Origin of the sequence: Shigella sp. FC1567 (assembly GCF_001743015.1) — a bacterium.
GTDB lineage: Bacteria > Pseudomonadota > Gammaproteobacteria > Enterobacterales > Enterobacteriaceae > Escherichia > Escherichia coli.
Genome location: NZ_MIIV01000266.1, coordinates 19,375 through 29,322, shown reverse-complemented (window position 1 = coordinate 29,322; position 9,948 = coordinate 19,375). Strand labels below are relative to the sequence as shown.

The window sequence follows — 9,948 nt, the reverse complement described above, 5'->3', positions numbered from 1 at the left end:
TTTCTGGTGCGTACCGGGCTGAGAGGCGGTGTAAGTGAACTGTAGTTGCCATGTTTTACGGCAATGAGAGCAGAGATAGCGCTGATGTCCGGCAGTGCTTTTGCCGTTACGCACCACGCCTTCAGTAGCGGAGCAGGAAGGACATCTGATGGAAATGGAAGCCACGCAAGCACCTTAAAATCACCATCATACACTAAATCAGTAAGTTGGCAGCATTACCCACCGTTTTTATATTGATGATTTGAAATGGAATTATAAAAAAAGCGGCATTTCTGCCGCTTCCAGGATTGTTACCGCCATTTTTTGGGCCTGCCTCCGATCTTCATAGATGCCGGACGTACGACCTTATCAATACTTACCGCCAGATTTCTGGAAGCGCCACGGGATACCAGAAAATCTACTACCTGTTTTTTTGATGGGGCCGTCGTTCTGTCCTCCGGATCGTAGGTTGACCAAAATTCATGCTGAACCATCAGGGCCAGTTGCAGCCCGTCGCAATTGCATCTGATATTTTTTTGCATCTTAACGGTTTCATGTTTCACGGCCTTGTCGTTAAATTTGATGCAATTATACGACGGTTTTACATGGTTTTCGTAGTTTTTACTGGTTTTCTGTACAGCTACACGGCTCGGATACCCCTTTTACCACTGGCGAGGGTTACGCCCGTCGCCGCAGCCTCGACAAATTCGCCCCACCAGCGCATCAGCACGATGCGTTTTTCTATGTAGTTGCTCCGGTTGTATGCCCGTCTAACTTCGTTGGTGTCGACGTGGGCAAGTGCCGCCTCTATTACGTCCGGCTCGAATCCTTCCTCGTTCGCTGCTGTGCTGAATATGGCGCGTAATCCATGAGACACCAGCACGCCAGCGAATCCCATACGCCGCAATGCTGCGTTAGCTGTCTGGCTGTTCATCGGCTGCTGTGGGTCTTTCAGACTTGGGAAAACGTAATTGCGGTGGTGGCTGATTGGTTTCATGGCCTCCAGCACCGCCATAGCCTGACCGGAAAGCGGGATAACGTGATCCCTGCGCATCTTCATGCGTCCGGCAGGTATCGTCCATTGCTTCGCGTCCAGGTTGATTTCATCCCACCGCGTTGATGACGCTTCGGCGGGACGGGTTACGGTCAGTAACTGCCATTCAATCAGTAATCTGGTCTGCCGTTCTGTTGCCGATACTGATAAAGCCTGCATAAGCTCCGGCAGCTGTTCGGGGCGGATTGTTGGCATATGTTTTTTTACAGGTGAGGGAAACGCCTTACGCACATTCATAGCCGGATTGGCATCAATCAGCCCACTGTTGGCGGCGTAATCCATTACCTCATTAACGCGCTGTAAAACCCGCTTGAGTGTTTCCAGGTTGCCGCGCTCCTTGATGGGTGTAAGCACTTCAACGAACCTTCGGGCGGTGAGGGTATCTATTGGCGTGTTGCCGATGAACGGGAATACATATTTATCCAGCGAACGCCAGATGTCTTTAATCGTGTTGGGGGCCAGATTCTGGCTGATTTTCACCTGGTACCATGCCGCCGCCACATTTTCGAACGTGTTCCCTTGTCTTCGGGCCTCTGCCTCTCGTTTTTTCTTCTCATGGCCCTGCGGGTCAGTTCCGGCACTGATTAACGCTCTGTACTCGCTACGGCGTTTTCTGGCATCAGCCAGGGAAACATCATCAAGCGATCCAAAACTCAGCAATATTCTTTTTTTGTCCGATGGCCGGTAGTAGGAAAATCGCCAGAGTTTTGATCCGGACGGTTTGACCAGGAGAAAAAGCCCTCCGCCGTCCTGTAGGGTGTATTCCTTTTCCGCTGGTCTGGCTGCTTTGATCTGCACCGTGGTTAATGGGGGTGTTTTTCTCGCCATATGTATATGATTCCACACGAAAAAACAGGGTTTTAGTTATACGGCTTTAGTTATACGCAAGCCCGTATAACTAAGCGTATAACTAAAAAATCCGGCTGATAGCTTATAAATCCGGTGATGTCCGGTGACTAAAAACCATAAAAAAACCCGCTAATCAAGGATTAGCGGGCTTTTCGTGTCTAAAAACTGTTAATTCCGGTGGTATCCGGTGGGCGATTTGGTCGGCACGAGAGGATTTGAACCTCCGACCCCCGACACCCCATGACGGTGCGCTACCAGGCTGCGCTACGTGCCGACTCGTGGCTGCTAATACTACCGTTTTCCACACCGATTGCAAGTAAGATATTTCGCTAACTGATTTATAATTAATCAGTTAGCGATAAAACGCTTCTCGTCTGTCAGCACTTGCAATAACAAACTTAACTGTGGTTTTTCATCTTTCACTCTTTCACCACGTAAGTTGTAAGTGCGGTATTTACCGTTATTGTTCAGCACCAGCGTCTTTTTCGGGGTGGTAATTGCCAGCGTATCGTTATCCGCTGCAGTGACCCAGTAATGACGGCGTTGAGGGTTGAACAAATCCTGACCTTGCGAATATTCGCTGGCAGGTGTGCTGACATGTAGCAGGCGTTGCATCAGCGTCGTCATCAGATCGGTATGATCAGTCAGCGCATTAATACGCTGCGCCGGCGTGCCTGGCCAGTGAATCACTAATGGCACCTGCAGATGACCGTGGGACCAGTCAAAGGTTTCTTCGTCTTCGCTCAGCGGAATACCCCGACCGGCAGTGATAATCACAACCGTATTGTCCAGTTTGCCAGAATCAAGCAGTGCATTGAGCACGCGGTTGATCTGGTCATCGACATTGCCTGCCGCCCGGCTATATTTCCGTGCAAATGCCTGCTGATTGCTGTCGTCAATGTTAGTGCCATTGAAAGAGACCCACGAGAACCAGCGGTTATCTTCTTGTGCGTAGCGGCCCAGCCAGTTGATCCACTGCGTGGCGGTCTGCTCGTCGGATTGGGGGCGTACGCTCGGCATCGAGAAATCTGACAACAATGCCTGGCGATACAGCGGACTGGTAAAGCCATCTGACGAGAATAATCCCAGCTGATAGCCTTGCTGATTAAGCGCAGTAATTAACGCCGCAGGGGTACGGGTCGACAGAATGCCGTCCATATAGCTCGGCGAGATGCCATAGAACAGGCCAAAGATGCCGTTGTCTGTAGTGTTGCCGGAGCTCATATGGCGCGTGAACGAAATATTTTGCTCAGCAAAACCTGCCAGCGCAGGCATCTGCTTCTCGAAGCGTGAGTAGTTCAGGCCATCGACAGTAATCAACAGCACATTCTGCCCGGTGCCCATATCGCGATAGCGCAGTTCGCTTAACGGATACTGTACGGAAACGGCGTCTGGATTACCTTGCTCAATAAGACGGCGTTGATACTCCTGCGCATCAAGCAGGCCATGCTTCTCAAGGAAACGTCGCGCCGTCATCGGGTACGAAAGCGGCAGGTTAGCGCGCTGCATGGTGATCGGGCGATAGAAGTTGGCATCGGCCCAGATATACACCACATGCGAGGCGATAAAGGCGATAAATAAGAATGCGGCCAGCGGGCGCGCGAAGCGTCGACGACGCGTCAGGCTGCGCAGCTTTTGCCAGCTCCACGTCGCAAACACCAGTTCAAGCAATAAAATAACCGGCACGCTGATGAACATCAGCTGCCAGTCGCGCGCCATCTCATTTTCGTCTGGGTTGATAACCAACTGCCAGACGATGGGATTAAGATGGAGATGGAAACGAGTAAAGACTTCGCTATCGATCAGTAATAGCGTCATTCCCGCCGTTGCCAGAATGACGGACAAAAACCTCATCAGCCTCTGGGAGCCGACGATAAAGGTCAGCGGGAAGAGGATCAGCAAGTAGGTGGCGAACACCAGGAAGCTGAAATGGCCGATAATGCTTACGTAGGAATAAATGCGACCAGCAAGCGTTGTCGGCCAGTCGGCGATAAACAGGTAACGGCTGCCAATGACGAGCGAAAGCAGAATATTGAACAGTGCAAACCAGTGCCCCCAACTGACCATCTGGGAGACTTTTTCACGGTAGCGCTGACGATGAGTTACCATAACCTGTTATCTGTTTCCCTTAGTGCGCTTTGTCTTCGTTGATAGAGGACTGTAAGGCGCGGGCAAAAGAGTTGGCAATTGCCTGGCGTTGGGCCGGGGCAATGCTGGTGTTGATAAGGTTAGTGACCATGTTGCCTAACACCATCAGGGAAAGGTCGGTCGGAGCCTTATGTTTTTCCAGTACGTTGAGCAGCTCTGCGAGCAATTGTTCAACCTGTTCATCACTGTAGCGGGAAATTTGTGGCATAAATCGAAATCAGTTAGTTGATGAAAGGGCAACATATTACCGTAGCAACGGTTTTTTTTCTGCTTTTTTATGCGTTAAATCATTCTCGTTACGCTGCCTTCTGTAAAATGACCGCCATCTTTTATTGCGTCGCTTAACCGGCGGTGGTTGAATACCGCCCGGTCTTAAAGGAGAGTTTATCATGAGTCTGGATATCAACCAGATTGCTCTGCACCAGCTTATCAAGCGTGATGAGCAGAACCTTGAGCTGGTGTTGCGCGATTCATTGCTGGAACCGACAGAAACCGTCGTTGAGATGGTGGCAGAACTGCATCGGGTCTATAGCGCCAAAAATAAAGCTTACGGCTTGTTTAGCGAAGAGAGTGAACTGGCGCAGACGCTGCGCTTACAGCGTCAGGGCGAAGAGGACTTTCTGGCATTTAGCCGCGCGGCAACCGGGCGCCTGCGTGACGAATTAGCGAAATATCCTTTTGCTGACGGTGGATTCGTGCTGTTTTGCCACTACCGTTATCTGGCGGTGGAGTATCTGCTGGTGGCAGTTCTGAGCAACCTGAGCAGTATGCGCGTTAACGAAAATCTCGACATCAACCCAACCCATTATCTTGATATCAATCATGCGGATATTGTTGCGCGTATCGATTTAACCGAATGGGAAACCAATCCAGAGTCCACCCGCTATCTCACTTTCCTGAAAGGGCGAGTAGGGCGCAAAGTGGCGGATTTCTTTATGGATTTCCTCGGGGCCAGCGAAGGATTGAACGCGAAAGCGCAAAACCGTGGGCTGTTGCAAGCGGTTGATGATTTCACTGCCGAAGCACAACTGGATAAAGCAGAGCGACAGAACGTGCGCCAGCAGGTTTATAGCTACTGTAATGAGCAGCTGCAGGCAGGCGAAGAGATCGAACTGGAATCGCTGTCGAAAGAGCTGGCAGGCGTAAGCGAAGTGAGCTTCACGAAGTTTGCGGCTGAAAAAGGCTACGAACTGGAAGAGAGCTTCCCGGCAGACCGTAGCACACTGCGTCAGTTGACGAAGTTTGCCGGTAGCGGCGGTGGCTTGACTATTAACTTTGATGCGATGCTGTTAGGTGAACGCATCTTCTGGGATCCAGCAACCGATACCTTGACCATTAAAGGCACGCCGCCGAATTTGCGCGACCAATTGCAGCGCCGGACGTCTGGCGGCAATTAATCGGTTTTGTATTCTGAATGCCAGATGCGGCGTGAACGCCTTATCTGGCCTGCAAAAAATAGCAATACCGTAATCAGGCATAATCTGCAGATACAAAAAACCCCGCCGGAGCGGGGTTTTTTACAACTTATTCAGCAATTAAGCGCGAACGAAGTCGATGTGCTGCAGCTTCGGTTTGTACGGGTGACGCTGTACGTCCTGAGCTTTAACTTTGATTTCTTTACCGTCAACAACGATGGCCAGAACTTCGCTGTAGAATTCAGCTTTAGCTTGCATGTTCATGACTTTGTCGTGATCCAGCTCGATAGCCAGCGGTGCTTCTTTGCCACCGTAGATGATTGCCGGGAACTTGTTAGCGGCACGCAGGCGGCGGCTCGCACCCTTACCCTGCTCTTTACGTACTTCTGCGTTGATAGTAAACATTTCTTTCTCTCTTAAATTAATCCTGCTACAGGCGACCCAGCAACAGGTAAGTGATCTGCTTTGCGTATGCAAAAGCGGGCGAGATTCTATACTCAATCGCCTTATACATCAATCAAAACTACCATTAACCGCGTAATTCGTGCGCCCGACGAAAACGACCTTCGTAATCGAACACTTTTTCACGCACCTGCCAGTACTGACCTTTCATGCGGGCGACGACAAAATCCGGATGTCGCAGTAAGGCTTGCTGGGCGAGGATATCGGCGGCGGTGATCCAGCGCAGAGGGATGCCCGGTGTGCGCGTATGCGGGCGGATAAAAAGCTGCTCGAAGGCAGTTCGCTGGGCGGGCGTTTGCAGACGGAAACGCTCACTCACATCCGCGCCGTCTTCATCGTAATAGGTGATTTTCAACCATTCGCCTTTCTCGTCGTGCCCATGCTGTAAAGACATGCCGCTACAGCGTAATACCAGCGCGTCTTTCAGTCGTAGCGCCGCTTTTAACATATCATCCGGATCAACCAGTACCGTGTCACATTCGCGGCAGCGGCGGGCGGCAATATCGTTTTCCGCGTTACATTGCGGGCAATTTTTAAAACGGAAACGGAAGTCACACTGTTCGCGATGGCCGTCGTCATCTTCAAACCATCCCTGACAGCGACGACCAAAGTGTTCAATCAATGTCCCGTCGGCGGTCGTTTTCCCCCAAAAGGTGTTGGCAAAACCGCAGGCAGGGCAGAAAACCTGTACCGGGACGTTGTCACTTTTGCCTTTCGGTGTACCAACTTCCGGCGCGTAGAGGTCGTGAGGATTACCCGCATAATCAAGAATTAAGCAATCAGTCTTGCCAGGAGCGAGACGCAGACCGCGCCCGACAATTTGTTGGTAAAGACTCACTGATTCGGTAGGACGCAGAATGGCGATAAGATCGACGTGCGGGGCGTCAAATCCGGTGGTCAGTACCGCGACGTTGACCAGATAGCGAAAACGCTGGGCTTTAAAATCTTCAATTAACACATCGCGCTCAGCGCCGGGGGTGTCGCCAGTAATCAGTGCTGCATCTTCGGCAGGCAGTAATCCCACAATCTCTTTTGCGTGTTCAACGGTGGCGGCGAAAATCATTACCCCTTTGCGCTTTTCGGCGAACTCCATGATCTGGCTGATGATATGTGGCGTAATGCGTTGCTGTTTTTTCAGCTCACGGTTGAGATCAGCTTCGCTGAACAGCCCGTTACTCTGTGCCTGCAAGCGGCTGAAATCGTATTGCACTACTGGCATATCCAGTCGTTCTGGCGGCGTCAGATAGCCGTGTTTAATCATATAACGCAGCGGCAGCTCATAAATGCAGTCACGGAAAAGGGCTTTCTCATCGCCGCGTACCATGCCGTGATAATGGAACTGGTAGATCCAGCCTTTGCCCAATCGAAAAGGCGTGGCAGTCAGCCCCAGCAGGCGTAAGTGGGGATTCACTTTAGTCAGGTGAGTGAGGATTTGCTGATACTGGCTCTCTTCATCGTCACCAATACGGTGGCATTCATCGACAATCAACAGCGAAAATTCACCCTGAAAGGCATCAAGATTACGAGCGACCGACTGCACGCTGCCAAATACCACTTTACCGTGGCTCTCTTTGCGCTTTAACCCAGCGGCAAAAATATCGGCTTCCAGCCCCAGCGCCTGATACTTTGCATGGTTTTGCGCCACCAGTTCTTTGACGTGTGCCAGCACCAGAACACGACCACGCGCCAGCCGTGCCAGTTCGGCAATCACCAGGCTTTTACCTGCGCCGGTGGGCAGCACGATAACGGCAGGGGTTTTATGACGACGAAAATGGTTGAGCGTGGCATCCACGGCTTCTTGCTGATATGGGCGGAGTGTAAAAATCATGGTCTCGCGTAGGTAGATTATTCTGCTAATAGTATGCCATGGATCTTTTTCCCTTGAGGGATGTTATTAGACCGCTATACTGGGCAGACAACAGTTCAGATTTTCGGGTCAATGCCCGACCTCCGTTTTTACAGGCAAAATCACACACATGCGACTTGATAAATTTATCGCACAGCAACTCGGCGTTAGCCGTGCTATTGCCGGGCGTGAAATCCGCGGCAATCGTGTCACCGTCGATGGCGAAATTGTTCGTAATGCAGCGTTCAAACTGCTTCCTGAACATGATGTCGCTTACGATGGCAACCCGCTGGCGCAGCAACATGGTCCACGTTACTTCATGCTCAATAAGCCTCAGGGCTATGTTTGCTCCACGGACGACCCTGATCACCCAACGGTGCTCTATTTTCTGGATGAACCGGTAGCCTGGAAACTGCACGCCGCAGGACGTCTGGATATCGATACCACCGGTCTGGTGCTGATGACTGATGATGGTCAGTGGTCGCACCGCATTACTTCTCCGCGCCATCATTGCGAGAAGACCTATCTGGTGACACTGGAATCACCTGTAGCTGACGATACGGCAGAGCAATTTGCTAAAGGCGTGCAGCTGCATAACGAAAAAGATCTCACTAAGCCTGCGGTGCTGGAAGTGATTACCCCAACGCAGGTTCGTCTGACCATCAGCGAAGGGCGTTATCATCAGGTGAAACGCATGTTCGCCGCCGTGGGTAACCACGTGGTTGAGCTGCATCGTGAACGTATTGGCGGTATTACGCTGGATGCTGATTTAGCCCCCGGTGAATATCGTCCGTTAACTGAAGAAGAAATTGCCAGCGTCGTCTAACTTTTCAATGACTTTCAGGAGCCCGTTGTGACCACCCGACAGCATTCGTCGTTTGCTATTGTTTTTATCCTTGGCCTGCTGGCCATGTTGATGCCGCTGTCGATTGATATGTATCTGCCCGCGCTACCGGTAATTTCAGCGCAGTTTGGCGTACCGGCGGGCAGTACGCAGATGACCCTCAGTACTTATATTCTGGGCTTTGCGTTGGGGCAGTTAATCTACGGGCCGATGGCAGACAGCTTCGGGCGTAAGCCGGTGGTGCTCGGCGGTACGCTGGTGTTTGCCGCCGCCGCGGTGGCGTGTGCGTTGGCACAAACCATCGATCAGCTGATTGTGATGCGTTTTTTCCACGGGCTGGCTGCGGCTGCGGCCAGCATGGTTATCAACGCTTTGATGCGTGATATCTACCCGAAAGAAGAGTTCTCGCGGATGATGTCGTTTGTCATGCTGGTGACGACCATTGCACCGCTGATGGCACCGATAGTTGGCGGCTGGGTGCTGGTGTGGCTGAGCTGGCATTACATCTTCTGGATCCTCGCCGTGGCGGCGATTCTGGCTTCGGCAATGATCTTCTTTCTGATCAAAGAAACCTTACCACCGGAGCGTCGCCAGCCTTTTCACATTCGTACTACTATTGGTAACTTTGCGGCGCTGTTCCGTCATAAGCGTGTCCTGAGTTATATGCTGGCCAGCGGTTTCAGCTTTGCCGGAATGTTCTCGTTCCTGAGCGCCGGACCGTTTGTCTACATTGAAATTAACCACGTCGCGCCGGAAAACTTTGGTTATTACTTTGCACTAAACATTGTTTTCCTGTTCGTGATGACCATCTTTAACAGCCGCTTCGTTCGCCGCATTGGCGCGTTAAATATGTTCCGCTCGGGGTTGTGGATACAATTTATTATGGCAGCGTGGATGGTCATCAGTGCGCTGCTGGGGCTGGGATTCTGGTGGTTGGCGTTGCGGCGTTTGTGGGCTGTGTGTCGATGGTGTCATCCAATGCGATGGCGGTCATTCTTGATGAGTTTCCCCATATGGCGGGAACGGCATCTTCGCTGGCAGGAACCTTCCGTTTTGGCATAGGGGCAATTGTTGGCGCATTGCTTTCTCTTGCGACCTTTAACTCTGCATGGCCGATGATTTGGTCAATTGCATTCTGCGCAAGCAGCTCCATTCTCTTCTGTCTGTACGCCAGTCGACCGAAAAAACGGTGATCTATTGCACAACGAGGAAGCTAAAAGGCTTCCTTTGTTGATGCATGTCAACCACAAATCTATCATTCCCCCGATATATGTTTATTTTATGTAAAATCAATTTATGTAAAAAGTCACATCATTGTAGTTAAAAAGGTTGAGTTAGATCGCAGAAACGG

The 9,948-nt window shown here is 51.2% G+C and carries 9 protein-coding genes, 1 tRNA gene and 1 pseudogene; 3 read left to right on the top strand and 8 right to left on the bottom strand.

Features of this window, described 5'->3' with window-relative positions:
• From BHE85_RS15365 to BHE85_RS15340, 6 genes are all read right to left on the bottom strand, one after another.
• A partial coding sequence (locus BHE85_RS15365; RefSeq protein WP_047664789.1) for an IS1 family transposase occupies nt 1–165 on the bottom strand: 165 nt, incomplete at its 3' end.
• Nucleotides 166–290: 125 nt separating this feature from the next.
• A complete protein-coding gene (locus BHE85_RS28250) occupies nt 291–521 on the bottom strand; it encodes a hypothetical protein (RefSeq protein ID WP_001171357.1) in 231 nt (76 codons plus the stop codon).
• Between the two features lie 98 nt (nt 522–619).
• Nucleotides 620–1,861 (bottom strand): integrase domain-containing protein, encoded by a 1,242-nt coding sequence (locus BHE85_RS15355; protein WP_000101910.1) that lies wholly within the window; start codon nt 1,859–1,861, stop codon nt 620–622.
• A 218-nt stretch (nt 1,862–2,079) separates the two neighbouring features.
• Nucleotides 2,080–2,156: transfer RNA gene (locus tag BHE85_RS15350), tRNA-Pro, on the bottom strand.
• Between the two features lie 74 nt (nt 2,157–2,230).
• On the bottom strand, nt 2,231–3,991 hold the full coding sequence (gene yejM / locus BHE85_RS15345) for an LPS biosynthesis-modulating metalloenzyme YejM (RefSeq protein WP_000256186.1): 1,761 nt from the start codon (nt 3,989–3,991) through the stop codon (nt 2,231–2,233).
• A gap of 19 nt (nt 3,992–4,010) precedes the next feature.
• The gene (locus BHE85_RS15340; protein WP_001135667.1) at nt 4,011–4,238 is read right to left on the bottom strand and encodes a YejL family protein; all 228 of its coding nucleotides are present in this window, start codon (nt 4,236–4,238) and stop codon (nt 4,011–4,013) included.
• 181 nt (nt 4,239–4,419) lie between these two features.
• On the opposite strand from BHE85_RS15340, the gene yejK reads away from it, so the two are divergent.
• Complete coding sequence (yejK, locus tag BHE85_RS15335) at nt 4,420–5,427, top strand: nucleoid-associated protein YejK (RefSeq protein WP_000050791.1); 1,008 nt, start codon at nt 4,420–4,422, stop codon at nt 5,425–5,427.
• A 138-nt stretch (nt 5,428–5,565) separates the two neighbouring features.
• On the opposite strand, the gene rplY is transcribed toward yejK, so the two are convergent.
• The gene (gene rplY, locus BHE85_RS15330; RefSeq protein WP_000494182.1) at nt 5,566–5,850 is read right to left on the bottom strand and encodes a 50S ribosomal protein L25; all 285 of its coding nucleotides are present in this window, start codon (nt 5,848–5,850) and stop codon (nt 5,566–5,568) included.
• Between the two features lie 124 nt (nt 5,851–5,974).
• The gene (locus BHE85_RS15325; RefSeq protein ID WP_000578079.1) at nt 5,975–7,735 is read right to left on the bottom strand and encodes a DEAD/DEAH box helicase; all 1,761 of its coding nucleotides are present in this window, start codon (nt 7,733–7,735) and stop codon (nt 5,975–5,977) included.
• A 148-nt stretch (nt 7,736–7,883) separates the two neighbouring features.
• Here BHE85_RS15325 and rsuA point away from each other — a divergent pair, with 148 nt between their 5' ends.
• Nucleotides 7,884–8,579 (top strand): 16S rRNA pseudouridine(516) synthase RsuA, encoded by a 696-nt coding sequence (gene rsuA / locus BHE85_RS15320; RefSeq protein WP_001234850.1) that lies wholly within the window; start codon nt 7,884–7,886, stop codon nt 8,577–8,579.
• Between the two features lie 27 nt (nt 8,580–8,606).
• A pseudogene (gene bcr, locus BHE85_RS15315) lies at nt 8,607–9,790 on the top strand (multidrug efflux MFS transporter Bcr).
• Nucleotides 9,791–9,948 lie beyond the last annotated feature (158 nt).